We start from the raw sequence: 23,371 nt of genomic DNA on the forward strand, positions 1-23,371 counted from the left end.
GGGCTCTGCGACAGTCTAAATGTTCTCAAGCAATACCATAACCGCCGGATGACGCCACGATGAAAGACCTCTCTGCCGCCAATAGCGGAAAATTCCAAAATCCAGAGGTCACGTCAGACGGCAGTCGCCGCGCCGTGGTCGAACTTTCGGATCCGCAAACGCTGTGGTTCAACACCGGCACGCTTTGCAACATCGAATGCGCGAATTGCTACATTCTCAGCTCTCCATCCAATGACGCGCTGGTCTATCTGACCACCGAGGATGTGAATGACTATCTGGACCAGTTGGAAGACCGCAATTGGCAGGCGCGCGAGATCGGCTTTACCGGCGGCGAGCCCTTCATGAACCCGCAAATGATCGACATGACGCGGGCCGCGCTGTCACGCGGGTACGAGGTGCTGATCCTCACCAACGCCATGCGTCCGATGATGCGCAAATCGGTACAGGCCGGTCTGTTGGAACTGAATGCCGCCTATCCCGGCAAGCTGACGCTGCGAATCTCTGTCGATCACTACCGTCCGGACCTGCATGACGAAGAACGTGGCGATGGCAGCTTCGACAAGACGCTGACCGGCATGAAATGGCTTCGGGACAACGGGTTCCGCATGGCGATTGCGGGCCGGGCACTCTTTGGGGACAGCGATGCCGACAGCCGCGCAGGCTATGCCGCGTTCTTTGAGAAACATGGCTTTTCCATCGATTCGACCGACCCGTCGCAAACGGTTCTGTTCCCGGAAATGGATATGACTGTCGAAGTGCCTGAAATCACCACGGCCTGCTGGGGCATTCTGAACAAATCGCCCGACGATGTGATGTGTGCGTCCTCGCGCATGGTCGTCAAACGCAAGGGCGCAGAACAACCGACCGTTCTGGCCTGCACCCTGCTGCCCTATGACGAAGAGTTCGAGATGGGTCCGCGCCTTGAAGATGCGGAAAAGCCCGTTGCGCTGAACCATCCCCATTGCGCGAAATTCTGCGTTTTGGGCGGGGCGTCCTGTTCTGCCTAGGACGCGCCGAACAGATCCAACTGCGCGCCGCCTCGCACCGGCTTTGAAAACAGATCGGTCCTGAGCGGCGGCAGATGCTCTGCCAGCCCCAGACGCTTGACCGCAAGTTTGAACCGCGCCTGCACCATCTGCGCATATTCCCCCTCGCCGCGCATCCGTTTGCCCCAACTGGCATCATACGCCTTTCCGCCATGCATTTCGCGCAGTCGCGCCATCACGCGCCCGGCGCGGTCCGGAACGTGGGCCGCCAGCCATTCCTGCCACAGCGCGGACACCTCGCGCGGCAAACGCAGCATGATCCAACTGGCCGATCCCGCTCCCGCCTCTGCCCCAGCCTTGAGGATTGCTTCAAGCTCCGGATCAGTGAGGGCCGGCACCATCGGGGAGGCCATGATCCGCACCTCGATCCCGGCGGCGGCGAGCCGTTCGATCATACGCAACCGCCGCGACGGTGATGGCGCGCGCGGTTCCATCTTGCGGCACAGATCCGCGTCGAGCGTGGTGACAGAGACCCCGACCCGCGCAAGCCCCTGCGCTGCCATGTCTGACAGGATGTCGATGTCGCGTTCGATCAGCGTGCCCTTGGTCACGATCGCAACCGGATGGCGTGTTTCGGCCAGCACCTCAAGGCAGGCCCGCGTGATCCGCCTGTCCCGCTCGACCGGTTGATATGGATCGGTATTCGTCCCCATCGCAAGGACGTCCGGCACATAGGATCTTGCCGAAAGCTCCCGCCGCAGCACCTCTGCCGCGTTGGGCTTGCAGACCAACCGTGTTTCGAAATCCAACCCCGGCGACAGGCCGAGATAGGCATGGGATGGGCGCGCGAAACAGTAAACGCAGCCATGCTCACACCCTCGATAGGCGTTGACCGACCGGTCAAAGGGCAAATCGGGCGAACGGTTATAGGAAATGACGGTGCGCGCGATTTCCTCGCGCAGTTCCGTCACAAGGCGCGGATCGTTCTCTGTATCCCCGCCCCAGCCGTCATCGACGCGCTCACTTTGATGCGCCTCGAACCGCCCCGCCGCATTGGACCTTGCGCCGCGCGCCTTGGGAATTTCCGGTTTCACCTGTGCCATGGCTGCAAATTAGAACATTGCGCGAACATTGCCAATCGGGCATTTCCCGCCCCGCGCCAAAACGACGATAAGCTGCGCAGGTGGCCCCCAAATAGTCGCGCTTGAAACGGGCTGTGTCGTTTCCCTCCTAGTGTTGGGTCGCAATCTGCCCGATTAAACGGGTAGTGATGTGCACCGCGCCCGCATTGGGCCAGCAAGGGATTTGTGACCATGTCCGACGAAGAAGACGAGATCATCCTCAGCGAACTGAATGACGAGGATCTCGTCCAGCAGATGTTCGACGACCTTTATGATGGTTTGAAAGAAGAGATCGAAGAAGGCGTCCGCATCCTTCTGGATCGCGGCTGGGCCCCTTACAAAGTTCTGACCGAAGCCCTTGTCGGCGGCATGAAGATCGTCGGCGACGATTTCCGCGACGGTATTCTGTTCGTGCCCGAGGTGCTTCTGGCGGCCAACGCGATGAAGGGCGGCATGTCGATCCTCAAGCCGCTGCTCGCCGAAACTGGCGCGCCGCGCATGGGCAAGATGGTGATCGGCACCGTCAAAGGCGACATTCACGACATCGGCAAGAACCTTGTGTCGATGATGATGGAAGGCGCGGGCTTTGAAGTGGTCGATCTGGGCATCAACAACCCGGTCGAAAACTATCTTGAAGCGCTGGAAACCGAAAAGCCCGATATTCTGGGCATGTCCGCCCTGCTGACGACCACGATGCCTTACATGAAGGTCGTGATCGACACGATGGTCGAACAGGGTATCCGCGACGATTATACCGTCCTTGTCGGGGGCGCACCGCTGAACGAGGAATTCGGCAAGGCCATTGGCGCCGACGCCTATTGCCGTGATGCAGCCGTGGCTGTGCAGACTGCCAAGGATTACATGGCACGCAAGCACAACCAGGTTGGTGCCTGAGCATCTGCCATGTACAATCGGACGGCCCGCCGCAGGGCCGCCCGCAAAATCCCGCCTACCAATGGCCCTCCATGGCTGGGAGGACATGTTGAATGACACTTCCCGGTGACAGCACGCTGACCGAACACGGGTTAGAGGCAACAGGGCGCGGGCGTATCCTGCTGATCGCGTGCGGCGCCTTGGCCCGCGAAATCCTTGATCTGAAAACCGCCAATGGTTGGGATCATCTGGACCTGACCTGCCTGCCCGCCAAGCTGCATCTTTACCCGGACAAGATCACCGACGCCGTGCGCGAGGCGGTTCAGACCCACCGCGCCGACTATGACGATATCTTCGTGGTCTATGCCGATTGCGGCACTGGCGGGTTGCTTCAGGCGGCCTGCACCGAGATGGGCGTAAAGATGATCGAGGGGCCGCATTGCTACAGCTTTTTTGAGGGCAACGCGCGGTTCGCGGACAGCGGCGACGACATTGGCACCTTTTACCTGACCGATTTCCTTGTCCGGCAATTCGACGCTTTCGTGTGGAAACCCATGGGCCTCGACCGCCACCCGGAACTGCGCGACATGCTGTTCGGCAATTATACAAAGCTGGTCTATCAGGCGCAGACCGATGATCCGGGCCTGACAGAAAAGGCCAAAGCCTGCGCCGCGCGCCTTGGCCTGCCGTTTGAAAGACGTTTCACCGGCTATGGCGATCTGGAAAGCGCGCTGGCAGGTTTGTGAGCCGCCACAGGCGCGCTCAGGCCGCCGCTTCTGCCGCCACGGCGCGAATCCGTTCGATCATCGCCCTAAGCCCGTTGGAGCGTTGCGCCGACAGATGGTCGTTCAGCCCCAGCCGCGCCATTTCGGCCCGCGCATCGACAGCGGCGACCTCCGCCACCGGCAACCCGTTGTAAAGCTTGCGCAAAAGCGCGATCAGACCCTGCACGATCATCGCGTCGCTTTCGCCTTCAAACCGGAACACACCATCCGTGATCTCCGGCTGAAGCCAGACCTGGCTGGCGCAACCGTCAACCTTTGTCGCGGGCACTTTCAGCGCGTCGGGCAGCGGCGTCAGTTTCTTGCCTTCTTCGATCACAAACCGGTAACGATCCTCCCAGTCATCGAGAAACTCGAAATCTTCCACAATCTCTTCAAAGGCGGCACTGGCCATATCGTCACTCTCCTTCTCGCGCCCTTGCAGTTAATCCGCTGCACCCACCGCGTCCAGCCCCTGCCGGATTGAAGGCTTTGCAACCCCACCCAGATGCGTTAACCCAAGGAAAAGTTTGATGACGGGGCATGGGGCATATGCGCAGAACTACGACCATCCTTCTGATTTCGGCCACGTTGCTTGGCGGGTGCGGCACTGTGCGCGACTCTCGCCTCAATCCGTTCAACTGGTTTGGCCGCTCCAGCGAAGTCCCTGCCCAGCAGCAGGCCCCGGAAGAGGTCAACCCGCTGATCCCGCAGAAATCCTCGTTCAACCGCAGCCGCGACGAATATCGCAACCGTGATCTGACGACACCAATCGCCACGGTGACGGATATCAAGGTGGAGCGTGTGCCCGGCGGCGCAATCGTTCGCGCGACCGGGCTGGATGCGACCCAGGGCGCGTTCAACGTGGAATTGGTGCCCGCTAACGAAGATGAAGTTCCGGTCGAAGGCGTGCTGACCTACACGTTCGAACGGCAGGTGCCGCAAGATCCGCAGCCGGTCGGCACCGAACAGTCGCGCGAAGTCGTGGTGGCCCGTGCGCTGACAGATCAGCAGTTGCAAGGTGTTCGCACGATCCGCGTGGTCGCGGCACAAAACGCGCGGCAGGTACGTCGCTAAAGCAAAGCGTCAGCGGCGCGTCCCCCGCGCCGCCACCCGTCAGAGTTCGACGATCTTGATCGCGTCGCCATCGGCAGACAGCGCGATTTTCCCCTCGCACAGACGCAGCGCATCTGTTCCGAACACCTCGGACCGCCACCCGCGCAGCGCCTGCAGATCGCGCTGACCCGCGGAAATCGCATCAAGATCGGACGCGCTGGCAATCAGACGCGGCGCAACACCAGAGCTTTCCGTCTTGGCCTTCAGCAACACGCGCAGCAGGTCGGCAAGCGCCGGATTGACTTGCAGCTTGTCACGGCTGGTATCGGCCTTCGGCAAATCCTCGGGCGGATAGTCCAGCCCCCGCTTCACGGCCTCAAGAATACCTTCGGCAATCTCACCTTTGCGCGCATCGCGCAAAAGCAGCCGCGCGCGCCCCAGTTCCTTCAGGTCCGACGGCTTCAACGAGGCAAGCTCGATCAGCGCGTCGTCCTTATAGACCCGGTTGCGCGGGATGTTCTTGGTCTGCGCATGGATCTCGCGGAACCGCGCCAATTCCTTGACCAGCGCGAGGAACTTACCGCTATTGGTGCGCGTCTTGACCCGCTGCCAGGCGTCTTCAGGCTCCACCCGGTAGGTTTCGGGCGTTGTCAGAACCTCAAGCTCTTCGCCGACCCATTTCGCGCGCCCCGACTGCGCCAGTTCTTCCGACAGCACTTCGTAGATCTTGCGCAAATGCGTCACGTCAGCCAGCGCATAGGCTTTTTGTGCTTCTGTCAGCGGGCGGCGCGACCAATCGGTAAAGCGTGACGTCTTGTCCAGCTTGGCCCGCGCGATCCGCTTCACCAGCGTTTCATAGCCCACCTGATCGCCAAACCCGCAGACCATGGCCGCAACCTGCGTGTCAAAAAGCGGCTCGGGGATCACCCCGGCTTCGACGAAGAAGATTTCAAGATCCTGCCGCGCCGCGTGGAACACTTTGACCACGGACGTATCGCGGAAAAGCTCATAGAGCGGCTCAAGCGACATATCGTTGCCCAAGGGATCGACCAGAACCGCGTCGGTCTTGCCGTCCCCCGGATAGGCCAACTGCGCGAGGCAAAGCTTGGCGTAATAGGTCCGTTCCCGCAAAAACTCGGTATCTACCGTAACATAGGGGGCTTGGGCCGCCTCGGCGCAAAATGCAGCGAGGTCTTCGGTCGTGGTCAGAATGCGCATAGACGGCTATACTTGTCTTTCTTGAGCGTATCCCTTCGTCCTAGCCCAAGATGCCAGCCTTTACCAGAGCCTACCCCAACCAGACAGGGCGGCGATCCCCGGCTGCAAATCGGCGCAGCACAGCGGGATAAAGGCGGTGTTCTTCCACCAGAACCCGCGCGGCAAGGCTGTCAGGCGTATCGCCCTCTTGGATCGGCACCCGCGCCTGACCAAGGATCGGCCCGTCATCCAGTTCCGGTGTGACCTCATGCACGGTGCAGCCATGCTCGGTCTCGCCTGCTTCCAATGCGCGCGCATGGGTGTGCAGCCCGCGATATTTCGGCAGCAGCGACGGGTGGATATTGATCATCCGCCCGCTCCACGGTGTCACGAATCCGGCGGTGAGAACACGCATGAACCCGGCCAGACAGATGATATCCGGCGCGTGCGGGGCCAAAGCCTGCGCCAGCGCGGTTTCGAACGCGGCGCGGTCCCCGGCAAAGGGGCGGTGGTCCACGACTTCGGTCGCCAGCCCCTGCCCGCGCGCCCAAGCGATGCCGCCCGCGTCTTCCTTGTTGGACAGAATAACGGCAGGACGTGCGGGATGATCGCCGGTCATACTATCGACCAGCGCGCGCATGTTCGATCCGCCGCCAGAGATGAAAATAGCGACGCGCTTGGTCACATCAGCGATCCGGTATAATGCACCGCGCCATCCCCCGCTGCGATCTGGCCGATCTGATAGACGTCATGCCCGGCCTCTTGCAGCGCGGCGCGGGCGGTTTCCACCTGATCTGCCGCGACCGCGACCACCATGCCGATACCGCAGTTGAAGGTCTTGAGCATTTCGCCCGCTTCCATTCCGCCCTGTTCGGCCAGCCAGCGGAAGACCGGCGGCAAATCCCAAGCGGACAGATCAACCTCTGCCTGCAGCCCTTCGGGCAACACGCGCGGCAGGTTTTCGGTCAGGCCGCCACCGGTGATATGCGCAAAAGCGTGAACGCCGCTGCTGGCCTTCATCGCGGCGATGCAGCCTTTGACGTAAAGGACCGTGGGTGCCAGAAGCGCCGCACCAAGCGTGCCATCCGCCCAAGGGCAATCGGCATCCCAACCAAGGCCGGACTGTGCGACCAGCGCGCGCACAAGGCTGTAGCCATTGGAATGCACGCCGGACGAGGCCAGCCCCAAAAGGACATCGCCCTCGGCTACATCGCGCGGCAAGGTCTGACCGCGCTCCATCGCGCCCACGGCAAAGCCGGCCAGATCGAAATCGCCTTCGGGATACATGCCCGGCATTTCCGCCGTCTCGCCGCCGATCAGGGCGCAGCCGGACAGCGCGCAGCCTTCCGCGATGCCTTCGACCACCCGCGCCGCCGCGTCCAGTTCCAGTTTACCCGTGGCGAAATAGTCGAGAAAGAAAAGCGGCTCTGCGCCCTGGCACACCAGATCGTTGACACACATGGCCACAAGGTCGATCCCGACCCCATCCACATTGCCCGTATCGATGGCGATGCGCAGCTTGGTCCCGACCCCGTCGGTCGCCGCGACCAGCACCGGATCATCATATCCGGCCGCCTTCAAATCGAAGAGCCCGCCAAACCCACCAAGGCCCGACATCACGCCGGGGCGTTGCGTGCGCTTGGCCGCGGGTTTGATCCGCTCGACAAGCTCGTTGCCCGCGTCGATATCGACGCCTGCATCGGCATAGGTGATCCCGTTCTTGCGCTGGTCCTGATCGGTCATAAGGTTCCCCCGGCTTGGCTTTGGCCGAGGGCGTAGACCATCACGGCAGTCCCTGCAACTGCCGGTCTTGACTTGCCCCGGTCAAAGGGCTTAGCCACAGCCTTGGCGGGCCTGTAGCTCAATTGGTTAGAGCAGAGCGCTCATAACGCTTTGGTTGCGGGTTCAAGTCCTGCCGGGCCTACCAAATCACTCCGCAAGATGCCGTTTGAACCCAGTCGCGCCTCAGCGCGCTTGGCTGCCAAACCCGCCATATTCTTCGACATATTCTTCGATTGCGGCATTCACCACACGTTCCGGATACCCGGCCACGCGCATGGAAGAGCGGGTCCAGTCAATCGGCTTGCCCTGACGCGCATCGAGGACAAGCAAGTTTTTCAAACGGTCGACCAGAAGTTTGTGCTGTGGGCTCATGTACCTAACTCTTTTACAAAAATTGTCTGAAACGAGGCGCACGAGCCCCGCGCACCCCTGAACGAGATGGCGCATTTTCAGCGATAACGGGCCAGTCTGGTCATTTGATGACCGATTTTCGGCAAGGTCATGTCGTCAGACATGCGACCCTGCATCAATCCGCCATCATACCGTCACGCCACATCCGAGATTTGCGCTGGGATACCGAAATCTTCCACCGGCATGTCGAACGGCAAGGACATCTGATCGTCTTCCGGCGTCACATCTGCCAGACGATAGCCACGCCCACGGATCGTTTCGATCAAGGTACGCGGTGCGCCCGCATTCGCCAGACGGCTGCGCAACGTCGCCACGAACACGTCGATCGTGCGTTCCTCGCCGCCTTCATCGATGCCGTAAAGCTCCCCCATGATCAGATGCTTGCTGACCGCATGCGGTGCATTCAGGCACAACTTTTCAAAGATCGTATATTGCGCCGGGGACATTTTCACCTGTGCCGCGCCCCACCAGACCTTCCGTTCAGACAGGCTGACGCGCAAAGGACCGATATTCAGCACCGGCCCGGCATAGCCCGCGCGGCGAGTCGCCACCGCAAGGATACGCGCCGCGACTTCCGACGCAGGCGTGCCGGGATCAAGCACATCATCAGCGCCCAGTTCCAAAGCGTCGGTTCTGTCCGAGGCATCCCGATTGGAATCCACAAGCAGAATGGACATGTTCGGACATTCCTTGCGGAGCTGATCCAGCGCAATCCGCCACCGAAGGTCCGGAAGGTCTGTCTCCAGAATCACCACCGGGTGACCCAAAAGATCCAAACACTCAAAAATCGCAATTCCGTCTTCTGCCGGCGTCACTGGAAATCCGAGTTGGCTCAAATCAGCTTGAAGCCGGACGGAATCCCAGGTGGTTACACTCATCAATACTCGCATCAAGGTTACTCCCCTGTTCCACGCGGAGCCCCCACCCCGACCGTGCCGACCCGTTCAGGGCCTCAAGCACAGTTGAAACAGCCGCCCCCCACTGGGAACGGATGACGCATTAGCCTTAGCGAAAAAACCGACGAGTCGGCAAAACCCATCTTTGGTGTAGGTTAACGTGAACGCTAACCACAGGCCTTAAGATGTCTGCAACCTGACATGCCATGTGACGGACATTTCACTGACCAGATTGTTGTCAGCATCGGTAATCGCGACCACGACGTCGAACACGGTCTTGCCCGTGGTCTGCAATTCGGCCAGCAGGTCCGCGCCGGGGCGTTCGGTGGCTGCCCGCGCAACAAGCGTGCCTTTCGCGACCTTCACATAGGAAATCCGCGCATCCTTCGCCACGGGCCTGCATTCAAGGATTACAGGGGCCAGCGCCCCCGCCAAAGCCGCGCCAGAGGCCGCCTCGCCCAAGGTGAACATCGCCCCCGCATGCATTGACGAAATGTGGTTGGATGTCTCGGGCCGCTGCGCAAGCCGCGCTTCGGCGTGACCGTCCGTGATGTCGCCCAGCACGACGCCGACCGTATTGGCGAAGGGCACGGCATTGGACAGATGCGCGCGGATCATATCGAAAGATGTGCTCATGAGGTTCCTCCTGCTCTGTCCAACAAAACCCGCAACGCCACGAGCGGCAATCCCTGCCGTTACGGCATTTTGCGGCAGCCGCGCGCTATCGGGCGATAACGATATCGGCGCATAGCCCGCCCAGCCGTTCACTTTCCGACAGCCGCAGCACCCCGCCATGAGACCGCGCCACATCCGTCGCGATGGCCAGACCAAGGCCCACCCCCGCGCCGCGATCCTGATTGCGTGACGGATCAAGCCGCACGAAGGGTTTCTGCGCCTCTGCGCGCATCTTCTCGGGGATGCCCGGCCCGTCATCTTCGACCCTTATGCGCAGCGATTTCTCTGACATGACGACCGACACCTCGGCCCGCTTGCCATAACGCACGCCATTCGACACGAGGTTGTCCAGCGCCCGCCGGATCGCGGTTTCGCGCAGGGATATGACCCCCTGTCCGCGCGCCTCTGCCAAGACGACGTTGCGGCCCGCCCGCTGCGCGTCTTCGATCACCCCTTGGACCAAAGCAATGGGATCGACCTCTTCCGGCATCCCTTCGGAGGCGCCTTTCACGAAACTCAGGAACTCATCCACAAGGCGTTGCATTTCCTCGACATCATGTTCCAGCGGCTCGCGGTCTTCCTTTTCCAGAAAGCTCAACGCCAGTTTCATGCGCGTCAGCGGCGTGCGCAGATCGTGACTGACCCCCGACAGCATCAGCGTGCGCTGTTCGATATGCCGTTCGATCCGGTTGCGCATGTCGATAAAGGCTGTGCCGGCGGCCCGGACCTCTGCCGCGCCGCCCGCCGTATAGGGCAAATGACGCCCGCGCCCGAAGGCCTCTGCCGCCTCTGCCAGCCGCGTGATGGGGCGCAGCTGATTGCGCAGATAGATATAGGCGATGACCGTGGTCAGCACGCCGAAGAAGATCATGTTCACATAAAGCTGGTGCGGCGCCGTCGCCGAGATGCGCCGCCGGTCAAAGCTGATCTTGGCCGGGCCGTTCTGCGTTTGGGCGAAAAGCTCCACCACCGTGTCATCCGCCAGCAGAAGACGTTCGATCTGGGGGAACGCGGCCTGCAAGCGCGGGCCAAAGACCGTGCCGGTGAAATCATACCAAAGCCGTGTATCACGCGGGGGGATTTCCGCGCCCATCTCGACGTCGATCTCCAACGCCGCAAGATCCGCCAGGGCGGCAGGCACCCCATCCGCATCGGGGGCCTGCGCGATTCGTTTGAACACCAGCGTCAGGTCCCCGATCATCGCATCCGTCATCTGCGCCGTGACTTCCGTGAAATGGCGCTGGGCGAACACGACGGAAACCACCAGTTGCACCACGACAACCGGCAGGATCAGGATCAGGGCGGCACGTTGATACAGACCGCGGGGCATATAGCGTTTGAGCCACTTGAAGGACATGCGATAAGCGTATCTCGTGACCCGGCAAAGGAAAAGCGCGCCCATGATGCCCCCTGACGATTTCAATCCGCCGATCGGAACACCCGAGACCGTGGCGCCCGATGTGCGCCGGATCGTGGCCCCGAACCCCTCGCCAATGACCTATCGCGGCACGAACACCTATCTGGTGGGCACGCAGGAGGTGGCCGTGATCGACCCCGGCCCGCAATCCGACGCGCATCTTGAGGCGATTCTGGCCAGCATCGGTCCCGGCGCGCGCGTCAGCCATATCCTTGTGACGCACACGCATCTGGATCATTCCCCCCTTGCCCGTCCGCTCGCCGAGGCCACTGGCGCGCCGATTCTGGCCTTCGGCGGGGCGGATTCGGGACGCAGCGCGGTGATGCAGGAACTGGCGCAGGCCGGAGAGATCGGCGGCGGCGAAGGCATCGATACCGAATTCACCCCTGACGAGACCTTGCAGGACGGCCAGATCGTGCAAGGCCATGGCTGGACACTCGAAGCGATCCACACACCCGGCCATATCGGCAACCACCTGTCCTTCGCGCTGGGCAGAACCTGCTTCACCGCCGATCACGTCATGGGCTGGGCATCGTCGCTGGTGTCGCCGCCCGATGGCGACCTGACGGATTTCATGGCCTCCTGCGCCAAGCTGTCCGCCCGCACGTGGGATGTCTTTCTGCCCGGCCACGGCGCGCCAATCACGGCCCCTGCGGATCGGTTGAACTGGCTGACGAGTCACCGCCTATCGCGCGAGGCGTCGATCTTGGCCGCGCTGGAACACGGGCCCGCCACCGCTTTTGCCCTGGCCGAAGCCATCTATACCGAAACACCGCCCGCCTTGCTTGGCGCGGCCGCCCGCAACGTCCTGGCCCACCTTGTTGATCTTTATGGGAAATCCTTGGTCGCGCCGACGGGCGCCCTGACCGCCGAGACGATTTTCCGCCTCAACCCCGAGAAACTGCACGCGAAATGAAAAATCGTGAAAAAGGCTCTGGACGGGGGCGAAACCCATTGCTATATCGCGCCGCACGGTTCCGGCGTAGCTCAGCGGTAGAGCAGTTGACTGTTAATCAATTGGTCGTAGGTTCGATCCCTACCGCCGGAGCCAAAATCTCTCTTAGATAACAAGAGTGTAACATGACCGCCCTCCCGGGCGGTTTTTTGTTTTTGCAACGATTTTGCAACGATGACTCGTTGGGCATAGCCTCCATTCAGTTCTTTTGCTGCTTGTCGCGGTATGCCTCCTCGCAATCATAGCAGATGTCGTCGCCGGGCTTTCTCCGAATCCCGCGACATTGTCTGCAAGGTCGCTCAGGTGATTCATAAAACACATCTCCAACAGCCCAAGCCTTGGCTCGCTCGAGAATTGGCGATGGAACGCCCAGATCACCTCGCATGTACGCATGCCAAACTACGATATTCGACATTCCTAAAAAGTCGGAAATTTCGCGGCATTCTATACTCTGCCGAAGATGGCCGTTTTCTCGGTAGAAATTCCGCGCCATTTCCATGGCCGTTAGGTATTCCTTCAAGTCAACGAAGGTTTTTCGCCGGGCTATTGTGATATCTCGGTTTGTTGATCGCGTTGCGTTGGCTTAGTCGGGGTGCGCGTCTTCTATAGCACGCGTGCGCGGTATGAGGTTGCCTCGAGCTGAAGCACGTCCGAAAGACTCCCCTCGAGCGTGAAGAACCGCGGTTTTTCGGGAAAGTTGAACACGCGAACCAGACGGTAGGCATTCCCCTTTTCTTCGGAAACGGCGACTTCGTTGTTGGAAACGAAAAAAGGCGTCGCTCGTCCGCTAGTAGTGGTCTTCACTTCTAGGAATACCTCGCTCCCATCAGGATCAAATGATCTGATGTCGTACCCTAGGCCATCACCCAGCTCTTTCGATACCCAATTAACACGTTTGGCCAAATCTTCTTTTCCTGCTGCAATAAGTTTCCGGATTTCATACTGATATACAAAGAACTCTCCGGCCTCTCCCAATTTGCGATTGCGCGCCTCTTTCTCTGCGAAATTTGTTTGCGTTGCGCGCGGTTTCCCTTTCTTTTTTGTCGCTTCCGGTGCCGAGCTGGCCACTGGGGTCGCTTCGGAAATCTCGTCGAGTTCGCGTTCAACCAAATCCTTGAGATATTCCTCGGAAGGTAACTCAAGTTGCTTTCTGGGTTTCTTTTTGACTGGCTTGCTGGGCTCCGGCGACTCTTCACCAGCAGCCGGTACTTCCTCCACCTCTTCGGAGTCTCCTTCTAACTCTTCCGTTCCAAACTCGCCGGCTGCGGTGTCAGCCGCGGCCATTCCGCGTATTTCGTGTTGTGAAGTAATCCAGATTGGGGGAGCAGTATCCAACTCAACTGCTTCAACAGCTTTGTTGGTTGCATCGAACAACTCAGATTCCAAATCTTGCCATTCACGCAGCAAGCCAGGAAAATCCGCAAAGGCCTCTTCTGCAATTGAAAATATTCCCGGGTTGTCGTTGTTGTTTTGAATAGCGTTAAGGGTTTCTTCCAGCAGATTGCCTTCGCCTTTCTGAGCGAGTTGTTGGTCTACGTTAATCAGTTCTTGTATCAAACGGCTGCCGCGCGACCGTGCCGCGCGCGTAAATATTCCGCGCGATGGATTTGCCCAAAAGAGAGCAGCCTTTGTTTTCTCGAAATCATTGACGCCAATCCTCTTTTCAGCAGCGATGTCGGGAAGTTCGTTCAAGTCGAAATGGATAGTGCGTCCATCGTTCAAATCGAAACGAAGACCGTCAATCGACTGATCGGCAATATAGGGCTCCAAGAGGATCTCACGCTCATCGCTGTCGAGTGTGTTGATTACTGCGGCTGCAAGATACCGAACTTCATCATCGGTTAAACTGCGCCCTAGGACACTTGCCAACTGATTGTAGGCGAATTGGAAGACCAATGCGGTGTTGAACCATCGTCCATCAGATTGGAAACCTATGTGCAGAATAAAGATACTTGCAAGACAATCCAGAGCCCGTACAAGATTTGGGTCGGTGGGATTCTCACGCAGTGCCTTTCCTATAACATATGAGTAGAACCCGAGCTTCGTAGACGGAACTCGACCGTCAACTACAGCCTGCCAACCAGACGGAAACGAAGCTCCAGCAACTCGAGGCTGAACAATGCGGCCAGAAAGAATACCTAGTTGGTAAGCTTCGCCAGCACGCGTTCTTGGCCCCGCTCCTGTATCCCCAACTGCCCCTTGGAATCCCCTGACACCCTTATGCTCTCTAGGGGGAACCTCAGAAAGTGGGCCTTCTAGCCAGTCAACCCAGTGGTGCTTAATTAGCTCATCGATATAAAAAAACAGGAATTGCGAATTTATCGTCATCGTCACCGCGCCAGCATGGAATCAATCTCTGGGAGAAGGATGCCATGCTACGAACGGCAAGGAAATGAGTGTTTAGGGCTTCACAAGACCAAGTACATGTTCGAACTCGATTTTCCCGCCTCGATCACCCCTAGGGATCGAAGTGCGATGGTCTTTGATCCGATACAGGAAGTACTTTTCCCAATTGTAGCCCAGTTCACCTGCAATTTCCGCGATGACTTGATGAGTCGGAACATCAATGTCGCGAATTTTGCTGTTTCCGATGATGATGTAATAAGAACCGCCTGATTTCAGCGCTTGAAAAACAGACTGGAGGTTTCGCTTCATATCATCGAAGAAAACCAAAGCCGTTTTGTACCTAGATTCATCAATCGCCTCAAGTTCCCCAAAGTGTTTCCGGGCGAGTGAAGAAACGAACTCATCGCCAATTACCCGATGGCGGCGAATGCTCTCTCCAAGTTGCGCGTTGCGGACAGTGCGAATTGCTTGGTCGTCAGCAGTACCGATCCAAGCACTTTCCAGCTTGATACATCGCGTGTAATCCATCGCGTTAATGTAAGGAGGCGAAGTAATGGCTAGATCAATGGACGTTGAGACATCGAAATCAGTGGCATCCCAACCCTCCCAAACGATTCCATCAAATTTGTGTTTGCCGGTCTCCAGAACTGCATCGATGTACTTTGGGGCAATTCTCGAAAACTCTTCCATCACTGGCTTCGGCGTTTTCTCGTACTTTTTGGAAATGTAAGGCTTGAGCGATTGCCGTTCTGCCTTTGAACAAGCCCGAATGATGTCACCGAAAGCGGCAAGAAGAAAGTCGCGAATCTTGCCTTCGTCCGTGAGATCAAAAATGGTGGATTTCAACTTAAGCAGGTCAGCGAAGTTCACGTCGTCGAACCAGTAGTCGATATTGGCAAGCTCGGGCTTCAGGGCAATATTTGGTTTCTGCTTTTGCACCCTTTTTTCAATCTCGGAGACCAAGGACTGCATTTCTTGAATCTCGTGTGAGGAGTACTTTCTAGTTGCTACAGTTGCGATCAACCGCGCGTATGGGTCGACCTCCACGCCGTGTACTGAGTTCGCGTAGCGGACAGCTTCAATGGCCGTGGTGCCTGATCCCATGAACGGATCCAACACTTTGATTCCGTTTGAATTCGACGAATAGTCTTCAAGAATCATACGAGGAACGTATGCGACACTCCGGCAAGGATATCGTCCCCCGACAAAGTGAGGTGATTTTGACAGTGCTCGGCTGTTTGGGAGCTGAATCTCTGCTCCCCACTGCAACTCTCTAAAATTCGTTGTTGTCTCCACCTACGACCTCCGCAACACGACCATGCTCTCGCGCATGTATTTCCGGTTGTTCCCAAGTTTTCGAAACTGCTGCGAAGATGGAATGATTCCGCGATAAACGCGGACCTCTTCCACCTCATAGCCTCTACTTCTTCCAAGCTCGGCTAACAACAGATCGGTGGCGACCGCCACACCACCATAGAAGGAATTTCCGACGACAAAACCAAGCTTGCCACCATTTCTCATTCTCGGCTTCAGGTTCGTTAAGAGATTTCCGAGGTCAGCAAAATACCCAGATAGCATGCTACCGATTCTCGGGGACCATAGGTCTTGCTCTTCAATGTACGGCCGTATTATTTCATCAACGACAGGCACCCCAAATTCGCAATATCTATCCGCCCAAGTTGCGTGCACATGGGAGCGAACGGAAGCCTCTCGAAAAGCCTGTTGATCTGCTTTCGATTCGAAAAAATCTCCCAGCCAAAGCTCTGACATGTAGATCTTGCTGTAGTCAAAGCAGTTAGCATATGGCGGCGAGGTCAACACCGCGCTAACGTCTTCAACTTCTTCCGACAGCGAGTCCCCCAAACAAGATCTCTGCAGAAACTCTGGGGGGTAGAAATTCGGTGTTTGCTCGATGTCCGAGGCAAACATCTCCAAAATCTCGCCCATGAAATGTTTAACGGCCAAAACGCTATCCGTTTCTGCTGTTGGCCATTCATAGTTAGTTTTTCTCTTTACACCATTCCCGGCTTTTCTATGCGTTGAAAACGGCTCAATCGCACTCAAAAAAGCCAGTTTGAAGAGTGAGCTAATTTTTGGGCAATCGATTTCGCTGAAAAAGCCTTTAGCCCTTAGCAACGCATCTAGTACCTCCGGTTCGAAATAGCGTTCAACCGTCGTATTATTTGGATTTGAGGCGCGACTGCCAAGTGGCGAATTCGCAAAATCAAGCAGGTAGCTCTTTAATGATCGCAATTCTTTAGCGCTCATAACCACGGCTTTTGTTCTTGCGACAAAATCAGTTAGTGGGCTCACATCAAAGCCAAGTCCACGAAAGCCAAGTTCGCCCGCAACCAATGCGGTTGTTCCTGACCCTGAAAATGGATCCACAACCAATCCACCGTTGATGGACACTCTGGTAGTAAGAAATTCTTCTACAAATGATGGCGAAAACCCTTCTTTGTAGGGGAACCATCGATGCCTCGGCTTTTGCATGGACTCGATGAAGTTCACGGGTGACCGGTAGGTTGTTCGAGTTGATTTTTCGTTTACCCGAATATCTCGTTCAAGTGCGCGGTAATGACGATACAGGTCACCAACCAGAGAGGCAGATTCCGATTCTGGATTGATGTCCGATAGTGTCATGCTCACCCCGTCGTGATCGTTGTGTTCTTGATTTGGCACCGAATGTGCAGCCTGCGGTACTCCGCATGAAGCACTATCACTATGAAGCATTCCCGACGGCTGCACAATATGTCGCGTCACGATATGGCCACGAGACTACCTTGAATTATTGAACAATAGCTTAAGACGGTCGCGTTCAGCCTATCAATGCCACCCACGCAACGTGCTGACGAGGATCGTCTGGGGCTTCAGGTATTGCGAAGCGAAGCCGCCAACAATCAGCGCAATGCCGAGGTCGCCGTGTCCAGCGGCTGACCGCGACTGGGTGATGATCTGGTTGCCCGCTGCCGTGGTCTGCATCGTGAACGAGGCCAGGTCGGCTTCGATCTCATCGCGCAGCGGCAGGTCATGGGCGAACTTGATGTCCCCGGAGGCGAACAGCACTGCGAGGTTCTCAATCATGAATGTTTTCCCCGCGTTAACGTATCGGGAACCCTTCTTTGACCATTCCTGCCCGCCTGTCATCTGGATGGCCGAGTGATCGACGTTTTGTTCCCATAGCATGTCCGATACGACGCGCCCGATTGACGTTCCGTCGATTACAAGTTGCGACTTGCCGCCGAATGGCGGGGCGTTCCGCAGGCGGATCAGGTGATCAACGACCTCCACATAACTGACGCCCCTGAACTTATCTGCATAGACGACCGTCCGCTCACGAGACCCAAGCACGACACCGCTGCCAGTCGAAACAGGCAGACACTGGTCCTTGATCACAACCGCCGACGAAAAATCGTTCGCTTGACCAAGGTCTGCACCAATCCAATACCGTTGATACCCCGTCACACGTGGGATAGCGGGGTCTTGGGTTGTTTCGTTCACGACTTCGCCGTTGGCGCGATAACATAGTTTTGGAGAATGGGACAAATTGCGCCCTCCTGACTTGTTGCTTGCTCAATAACGGCGAGGTCGAAGTAGGAGAGACCGTCGCTCAACATTTCGACTTCGACCTCTTGACGGAAGCGTGTCGCTGACAACTGCGAGCGGAGCCGTTCGACACGCGAGGCAAGGCGCGGGATCGACGTGCCTTTGACGACGATCCGATGCACGTCGTCTTTGGGTTCGAGGAACAACTCGGCAAAGTGATTGTTCTTGCCCGCAGGCGTTGAGGCGAACACGACCTGCGATGTTCCGTCGTCACGCAGCATTGGTAGGACCGAAACCACGACGTCTTCGCCACCGTTTTGGCCCGGAAGATATGCGGCCTCGTCGATCTGGATTTCATGCACCGAGTAACCACGGATCGTTGCGCCAGACGCAGGCACAGCAATGAAGCGGCCGCCGTTTGAGGTTTCTATCTCGGTCTGGGTTGCGCGTTCGACAATCAAATCTGTGGCACGGAGATAGGTCGCCACCTTTCTACTAATCTCGCGGGTTTGACGTTCAGCGGGTGCAAGGCAAAGGACCGTGTGTCCGAGTTTCAGCCGACGGACGGCGCGGGTCGCAAGGACGCATGACTTGCCCGCCTGACGGCACACACGCATGGCAATCGTTCCAGCAGTCGAGTTGACTGCCTCAAATTGCCAAGGGTCGACTTCCGTCGCGTTCGGAATTTCCTGTTGCAGAAAGTGCAGCATTTCCGCTTCGGGGTCGAGGTCACGTTCGACGAGGGTGCAAAAGTCACGGAGGGCATCAAAGGGCATCACTCAACCCATGCCGTTGAATGTAACAACCAAGACAACCTTTGCACATTCCGCGAGGCGTCGTGTGACCGTGCTTGCATGGCTGACCTGTGAAATAGACGCGTTTGCCTTGGTCAACAGCCTGCGGGCGCGTCGCGGGCATGTCGAGCCATTCGGGATGGCCTGCCTCAGTCGCCGCGTTTGAACGGTCGTCCCGCAAGTTGGCATAATGATCCCAACCAAGGAAAGTCGTGTGTTTCACAATGCACCCCCTTCTTCCTCGGTCACGCTCAACACGTTGTTGCGCATGTGGCGAAGTAGCGGTTCGCGCGCGGCGGGAACCTCGGCGCACACATCTTGCAGAATTTTGCGCATAGTCATCCATTCCTTCGACTCCGCCAGCGACAAATTGACGGTCAGTTTCTGAGCAAGTTTGCCTTGGAGCTGTGCAATGTCGCGCAGGACACGTCGCAACCCCTCCATTGCAGACAAAGCAAACGCCGGGTTATCTTCTTGCTCGGCCTTCGTGATCAACTTTTCGACCCTCCGCGCCAGGCTGTCATAGGTGTTCGCAACGTCCATGCGGTCTTCGTTGATGATGCCCGTATCGGCTTCGATCTTCTTGATACGTTCCCGCGCCAGAATATCACGGCGCATTTCTTCCGTGATCTTGTCGTCGCGATAGCGCTGAACCGTCGAAAAGTTGATGCCGATGCGTTTTGCTATGTCGGTCAGCGTCCGTCGCTCAAGTACGATGTCCTTGATGATCTCGTTCCGGTCTGGGCGCATGTCGATGATCGCACGACGTCCGCTGTTCTTCTTTCCACCCTGCGCCACTATAAAGACTCACCCGATTCATGGCCTTGAAGGGCCAAGGGATTGATCCTGATATCCAAAGTTATTCGCCCGATGCAGCGTCTTGTGCCGCCTTTTCCATGAGGTTGAACTTGGTCCGCGCATGGTCGGGCAGATCATCGAGGGACGAGAACGACCGAACCTTATATCCATCCCGTTCCGCCTGCATCCGACGGGCGACGAGGCCGCTGCCTGTGTTCATATCGGCCCGCACGTATCGGATGCGTTCGTGGGTATCATCGAAGGTGATTGTCTTCGAAGACATAACAGGATTGCGGCCAGTGTTGCGCGTTGTCGGGTCGATGTGTTCACTTGCCACCCGCAATTCGACGCCCGCTGCTGCTGCCGCTTCTTTGGCCGCACGGTACTGAACAGGGTCACGCGCTTGTTCACGAGTGAGGACGTGGGGTGCAGGGCCGGAGCCTGATTGCAGATACACCTTACCGTCAGGGCCACGTGCCATGCCTACGACGTCGAGGTCACGGCGATCACGTTCGGCGTCGAGATGTTGTTCGAGTGTGTTGGGTTTTGGTTCGGATGCGGGCAGCTCGCGTTTCGCGTCCATCACTTTGTCCAACAGGCGACCATTGTGCTCGTGGAGGTCGTCCATCTTTTTCTGCTGGTCTGAAACCGTGGTAGTGAGAATTACAACTTGCTTGATTAGCGCTTGTAGGGCGGCGGTGGTATCGTCTGGCATTGATGTGGTCCTTGTCCAAAATAAAAGAACGGCACGTGACAAGCACACACCGCCCTTTCATTATTTGGACAGGTTAGGATGTACGCATCGCGTGAGTTCAATTTAATTGGCAGGTAGGCGATCTACGACCGCAGAAGCAGGTCTTACCGGGGATCAAATGAGGTGCCGTTGTAAACAGCGGCAGATAGCTTTGGCTGCTACGGTCATGCCATCAGCTTTACCAAAACCGAAGACCAACCAGCTCGGATGAGAAGCGATTGGCGGTGTTGAGCCCAAACCCACGACATTTTGCAACGCAACGAATGACGGCTTTTTCTGGCCTGTCTCAAAACTCGTCACTTTGCTCATGCATTGAGTGATCAGTTCCAAGGTAGAGTTTGATCGTAACCAATTAGGATCAATCAACCAGTCGCAAGCCTGTCCGATTAGTATCTTTGGGAAGCACGTATCCTAGCGTCGAACGAAGCTTCCATTACGATCGACCCCGATAGTAAGCCAGCTTTGCCGGTCGCTCTTCTCTATCCGGGTCGAAAGGAAGTGCGACAGGGTTCCAATCACTGCAGCGCCACCCCCAAGGTATCCTGAGCCAATCAAAAAATCCGCAATGCTTGTGGGAATGGCAACATAAGTTGTTAGACCGGCAACTCTTGAAGCCCACGACTTACCTGCAAACCGAGACACGTCTCGTTCAATTCTTGCTCTCACATCCTCAAGATCTTTCAGTTTGCCTGCAAGCATTAGTTCATTCCAATCTCGGACACTCTCTCTCAAACTAACCATCGCTTCATCATCAGCAATGCGGCTCGCCTCTTGCAGGCTTTTTGGAGAAGGTAGCCATTCTAGGGAATCAATTGTGGTACGAAGAATTGACATCGGCCCTCGAGCAACATCTTTTGACAACCAACTTGGAGCAATCTGTGTCTTCGAAAGCATTGGTATCTCGTGATGAATCGCACGTTCAATAGCTCGAAGAGTGAGCTGAGCGGTCATGGAAACCTTGCCGGTATTGAGTAAATAGTAATCCTCCTCAATGTCATGGCCATTACGTCCTCCCGGAAAGTCGTACTCAAGCGCCTTCTGCACGTTGCCTCTAGTTATTGAGTAAGGCTCCCTTCCATCCCAAGGCTGGATCTCCTTGACACCAGAATACCGAATTGTTCTGACGATTTCATCTGTGAGTGGCAGAAATTCCGAGACTGGAGTCTTCGCAGCATTTAATAGAGATGCCCTTACCAAAAACGACACGCCCTCCCGAGTGTTTGGATGCCAAAACGGGTTTATTAGGTCGGGAGGAGCAAATTGCTCAAAAAATTCGCTGCGGGAAGTGAGACAGCCCAACGACATTAGTTTAGTATCAATGATCTGCGACCCGGCACTACTGTCAAGTTTTCCAAATAGCAGGTAGGCCGCGATTATTTCATCGCGCACTTTGTAAGGAATTGGAAATGAGTACTTTGATCGTCCGGGTAACTCAGTGCCATACCTCTTCCATTCAGAACCTTTAATGATATCATTTATATGCATTAAGTGGGCCGCAACTGCCTCGTACGGCCCCAGAACCACGCCCGGATTCTCTTCGATTGGCTTAGATAGTGGATTTCGAATCATAGAAGCAGATTGGTTGCCAGATTGTCGATTCTCAAGAGACAAACTAAGGCTGACGAAAATCTCGTCAGCACGCGAAAAGCGGACTTTGGACCAAAGGCGGCTTGGTCCCGCACACCAAACATTCATACCGATTATCTACGCAGCACGCGACCAAGGTGTGCGGAGGTGTCGGTATCTTGCGCGGACACGCTCGACAGCAGCCGTGTGGGTGGCGAGTACGGCAGCGTTGGCGGAGGCGTTTGGGTCTGGGAGCGCACCGCCTAACATCATGCGCCGGACACGTGCGGCCAGCACATTACCATCCCAGCCAATCAAGGAGCATAGATGATTGCGATGCTGAGCCCACTTACCGAAGTCGTCCGTTAGGAACGCAATTGCTTGGTCCTGATCGGCCTGGGTCGTGAGCGAGGCTGTCGTGTCGTTAACCCGTGCGAACAGATCACGGTAGGCCTGCATTATGATTGCCGTGACAAGCGCCGCTTCGGGCGTTTGGTATGTGTTGCTGATCATGCCGCCCGCAACTGGTCTGCAATCGACGTGAGCCAGCGCCACGGCAGGTCGATCTGGCCGTTGTGGGTCGCAAGGCGAACGCCTGTGTCCGTGGGATAAGCTGTATAGGCGGGCATGTTATCGATGGGTTCAGCAGACGGGTCAGTCGCGAAGGCGTGCAGTTGATCGCCTAGATTGGCCGCGCCCGTGATCTTGATGTTAGCCATGTTGTTGATCGTTGTGACTGAAATCGTTGCCGTGCTGTTGTTTAGGGAGGCCCTATAGATCATTCACTTTCCTTTCGGTTTGATCGCACCCCGCGCTGAAAGAACGGTCGGGACGTCGCGGGGCGCGATGATAGTCTGTCCCTCACAGCGATGAATATCATCCAGCAAAGGGGCGTTGGTCTGGGGAATGAGGTGGCGCCCGGGGATTATCAGGTGGCGCGAACCCTCGACGTCGGCGCGCACGTCAACGAGGCGCACATGGGCGGTGTGTTGCTTCGGGCATACCGTTTCAGAATTGACCAAGATGACCGCGTCCACCGCAGCAGATTGCGTCTTTGACACACACACGACGGATGCACCGCTCAAAATATGCAGGGTTGGCGATATTGTGCGTTATTCTAGTGATCTTGTTGGTTGGTTATCCGCCCGCGTTGCAAGAGACGTTGCAAAAGCCATCAAACTATTGATTAACTATTTAGAATATCAGCAGCAAAAGCGCTGTGTTGCTTGATTAGGAATCAATTGGCCTCGGTTTTCGCCCAGTTGCGACTTAGTCGTATCTAGTGGTCGGAAATCTCTAGGGCGGATTGGTTGGTGACAGGACACGGCCCTGCCCTGCACGCTTTTTGTCGTACGTAAACGCGTGTGCATAAAAAAATGTTGATGACATCTCCCAGAGCGTTGTTTCGAATTCTCATCATCATTTTTTTATGCACAC

25 protein-coding genes and 2 tRNA genes are annotated in these 23,371 nt (G+C 57.0%); 8 read left to right on the top strand and 19 right to left on the bottom strand.

Going from position 1 to position 23,371, the window contains the following annotated elements; translation table 11 throughout:
- Positions 1-59: 59 nt before the first annotated feature.
- Positions 60-1,007, top strand: a complete 948-nt coding sequence (locus E4Z66_RS03255; protein WP_136461494.1) for a radical SAM protein — start codon at positions 60-62, stop codon at positions 1,005-1,007.
- Here E4Z66_RS03255 and E4Z66_RS03260 read toward each other — a convergent pair.
- Complete coding sequence (locus E4Z66_RS03260) at positions 1,004-2,089, bottom strand: PA0069 family radical SAM protein (RefSeq protein ID WP_136461495.1); 1,086 nt, start codon at positions 2,087-2,089, stop codon at positions 1,004-1,006. The two genes, E4Z66_RS03255 and E4Z66_RS03260, sit on opposite strands and share 4 nt — an antisense overlap.
- Positions 2,090-2,299: 210 nt before the next feature.
- On the opposite strand from E4Z66_RS03260, the gene E4Z66_RS03265 reads away from it, so the two are divergent.
- Positions 2,300-3,001, top strand: a complete 702-nt coding sequence (locus E4Z66_RS03265) for a corrinoid protein (protein WP_136461496.1) — start codon at positions 2,300-2,302, stop codon at positions 2,999-3,001.
- A 92-nt stretch (positions 3,002-3,093) separates the two neighbouring features.
- The gene (locus tag E4Z66_RS03270) at positions 3,094-3,726 is read left to right on the top strand and encodes a DUF1638 domain-containing protein (protein WP_136461497.1); all 633 of its coding nucleotides are present in this window, start codon (positions 3,094-3,096) and stop codon (positions 3,724-3,726) included.
- Positions 3,727-3,742: 16 nt separating this feature from the next.
- Here the strand turns inward: E4Z66_RS03270 and E4Z66_RS03275 are convergent, their stop codons facing one another.
- A complete protein-coding gene (locus tag E4Z66_RS03275) occupies positions 3,743-4,156 on the bottom strand; it encodes a SufE family protein (RefSeq protein ID WP_136461498.1) in 414 nt (137 codons plus the stop codon).
- 137 nt (positions 4,157-4,293) lie between these two features.
- Here E4Z66_RS03275 and E4Z66_RS03280 point away from each other — a divergent pair, with 137 nt between their 5' ends.
- Positions 4,294-4,818, top strand: coding sequence for a hypothetical protein (locus E4Z66_RS03280; protein ID WP_136461499.1), 525 nt, complete (start codon positions 4,294-4,296; stop codon positions 4,816-4,818).
- 39 nt (positions 4,819-4,857) lie between these two features.
- Here the strand turns inward: E4Z66_RS03280 and rnd are convergent, their stop codons facing one another.
- From rnd to purM, 3 genes are all read right to left on the bottom strand, one after another.
- On the bottom strand, positions 4,858-6,015 hold the full coding sequence (gene rnd, locus E4Z66_RS03285; RefSeq protein WP_136461500.1) for a ribonuclease D: 1,158 nt from the start codon (positions 6,013-6,015) through the stop codon (positions 4,858-4,860).
- 70 nt (positions 6,016-6,085) lie between these two features.
- Positions 6,086-6,679 (bottom strand): phosphoribosylglycinamide formyltransferase, encoded by a 594-nt coding sequence (gene purN, locus E4Z66_RS03290; RefSeq protein WP_136461501.1) that lies wholly within the window; start codon positions 6,677-6,679, stop codon positions 6,086-6,088.
- Positions 6,676-7,737, bottom strand: a complete 1,062-nt coding sequence (purM, locus tag E4Z66_RS03295) for a phosphoribosylformylglycinamidine cyclo-ligase (protein ID WP_136461502.1) — start codon at positions 7,735-7,737, stop codon at positions 6,676-6,678. The genes purN and purM overlap by 4 nt, the downstream gene beginning before the upstream one ends.
- 107 nt (positions 7,738-7,844) lie before the next feature.
- Here purM and E4Z66_RS03300 point away from each other — a divergent pair.
- Positions 7,845-7,921, top strand: a tRNA-Ile gene (locus tag E4Z66_RS03300).
- Between the two features lie 38 nt (positions 7,922-7,959).
- On the opposite strand, the gene E4Z66_RS03305 is transcribed toward E4Z66_RS03300, so the two are convergent.
- The 4 genes from E4Z66_RS03305 to E4Z66_RS03320 form a co-directional block, all read right to left on the bottom strand.
- Positions 7,960-8,148, bottom strand: a complete 189-nt coding sequence (locus tag E4Z66_RS03305; protein ID WP_136461503.1) for a hypothetical protein — start codon at positions 8,146-8,148, stop codon at positions 7,960-7,962.
- Positions 8,149-8,321: 173 nt separating this feature from the next.
- A complete protein-coding gene (locus tag E4Z66_RS03310) occupies positions 8,322-8,864 on the bottom strand; it encodes a winged helix-turn-helix domain-containing protein (RefSeq protein WP_168797707.1) in 543 nt (180 codons plus the stop codon).
- 399 nt (positions 8,865-9,263) lie between these two features.
- Positions 9,264-9,719 (bottom strand): PaaI family thioesterase, encoded by a 456-nt coding sequence (locus E4Z66_RS03315; protein ID WP_136461505.1) that lies wholly within the window; start codon positions 9,717-9,719, stop codon positions 9,264-9,266.
- Between the two features lie 85 nt (positions 9,720-9,804).
- Complete coding sequence (locus tag E4Z66_RS03320; protein ID WP_136461506.1) at positions 9,805-11,115, bottom strand: ATP-binding protein; 1,311 nt, start codon at positions 11,113-11,115, stop codon at positions 9,805-9,807.
- A gap of 43 nt (positions 11,116-11,158) precedes the next feature.
- Here E4Z66_RS03320 and E4Z66_RS03325 point away from each other — a divergent pair, with 43 nt between their 5' ends.
- Positions 11,159-12,091 carry an MBL fold metallo-hydrolase gene (locus E4Z66_RS03325; RefSeq protein WP_136461507.1) on the top strand — a complete coding sequence of 311 codons (933 nt, stop codon included), beginning with the start codon at positions 11,159-11,161 and terminating at the stop codon, positions 12,089-12,091.
- 60 nt (positions 12,092-12,151) lie between these two features.
- Positions 12,152-12,226, top strand: a tRNA-Asn gene (locus E4Z66_RS03330).
- A 507-nt stretch (positions 12,227-12,733) separates the two neighbouring features.
- Here E4Z66_RS03330 and E4Z66_RS03335 read toward each other — a convergent pair.
- The 10 genes from E4Z66_RS03335 to E4Z66_RS03380 all read right to left on the bottom strand — a co-directional run bounded on the left by E4Z66_RS03335 (position 12,734) and on the right by E4Z66_RS03380 (position 22,653).
- Entirely contained in the window at positions 12,734-14,458 is a 1,725-nt protein-coding gene (locus E4Z66_RS03335) for a protein NO VEIN domain-containing protein (protein WP_246035902.1), read from the bottom strand.
- A 72-nt stretch (positions 14,459-14,530) separates the two neighbouring features.
- Entirely contained in the window at positions 14,531-15,772 is a 1,242-nt protein-coding gene (locus E4Z66_RS03340; RefSeq protein ID WP_136461509.1) for a DNA methyltransferase, read from the bottom strand.
- Positions 15,773-17,119 carry a DNA methyltransferase gene (locus E4Z66_RS03345; RefSeq protein ID WP_168797708.1) on the bottom strand — a complete coding sequence of 449 codons (1,347 nt, stop codon included), beginning with the start codon at positions 17,117-17,119 and terminating at the stop codon, positions 15,773-15,775.
- A gap of 183 nt (positions 17,120-17,302) precedes the next feature.
- Entirely contained in the window at positions 17,303-17,977 is a 675-nt protein-coding gene (locus tag E4Z66_RS03350) for a hypothetical protein (protein ID WP_246035865.1), read from the bottom strand.
- On the bottom strand, positions 17,974-18,798 hold the full coding sequence (locus E4Z66_RS03355) for a terminase large subunit (RefSeq protein ID WP_136462115.1): 825 nt from the start codon (positions 18,796-18,798) through the stop codon (positions 17,974-17,976). The genes E4Z66_RS03350 and E4Z66_RS03355 overlap by 4 nt, the downstream gene beginning before the upstream one ends.
- Positions 18,799-19,035: 237 nt before the next feature.
- The gene (locus tag E4Z66_RS03360; protein ID WP_136461512.1) at positions 19,036-19,614 is read right to left on the bottom strand and encodes a hypothetical protein; all 579 of its coding nucleotides are present in this window, start codon (positions 19,612-19,614) and stop codon (positions 19,036-19,038) included.
- A 61-nt stretch (positions 19,615-19,675) separates the two neighbouring features.
- Positions 19,676-20,329 carry a hypothetical protein gene (locus E4Z66_RS03365; protein ID WP_136461513.1) on the bottom strand — a complete coding sequence of 218 codons (654 nt, stop codon included), beginning with the start codon at positions 20,327-20,329 and terminating at the stop codon, positions 19,676-19,678.
- A 153-nt stretch (positions 20,330-20,482) separates the two neighbouring features.
- Positions 20,483-20,677 (bottom strand): hypothetical protein, encoded by a 195-nt coding sequence (locus tag E4Z66_RS03370; protein WP_136461514.1) that lies wholly within the window; start codon positions 20,675-20,677, stop codon positions 20,483-20,485.
- A gap of 102 nt (positions 20,678-20,779) precedes the next feature.
- Positions 20,780-21,937, bottom strand: coding sequence for a hypothetical protein (locus E4Z66_RS03375; RefSeq protein WP_136461515.1), 1,158 nt, complete (start codon positions 21,935-21,937; stop codon positions 20,780-20,782).
- A gap of 506 nt (positions 21,938-22,443) precedes the next feature.
- Positions 22,444-22,653, bottom strand: coding sequence for a hypothetical protein (locus tag E4Z66_RS03380; RefSeq protein WP_136461516.1), 210 nt, complete (start codon positions 22,651-22,653; stop codon positions 22,444-22,446).
- A gap of 304 nt (positions 22,654-22,957) precedes the next feature.
- Between E4Z66_RS03380 and E4Z66_RS03385 the strand changes: the two genes are divergently transcribed.
- Entirely contained in the window at positions 22,958-23,164 is a 207-nt protein-coding gene (locus tag E4Z66_RS03385; protein WP_136461517.1) for a hypothetical protein, read from the top strand.
- Positions 23,165-23,371: the final 207 nt, after the last annotated feature.

Source organism: Aliishimia ponticola (genome assembly GCF_004803475.1).
GTDB lineage: Bacteria > Pseudomonadota > Alphaproteobacteria > Rhodobacterales > Rhodobacteraceae > Aliishimia > Aliishimia ponticola.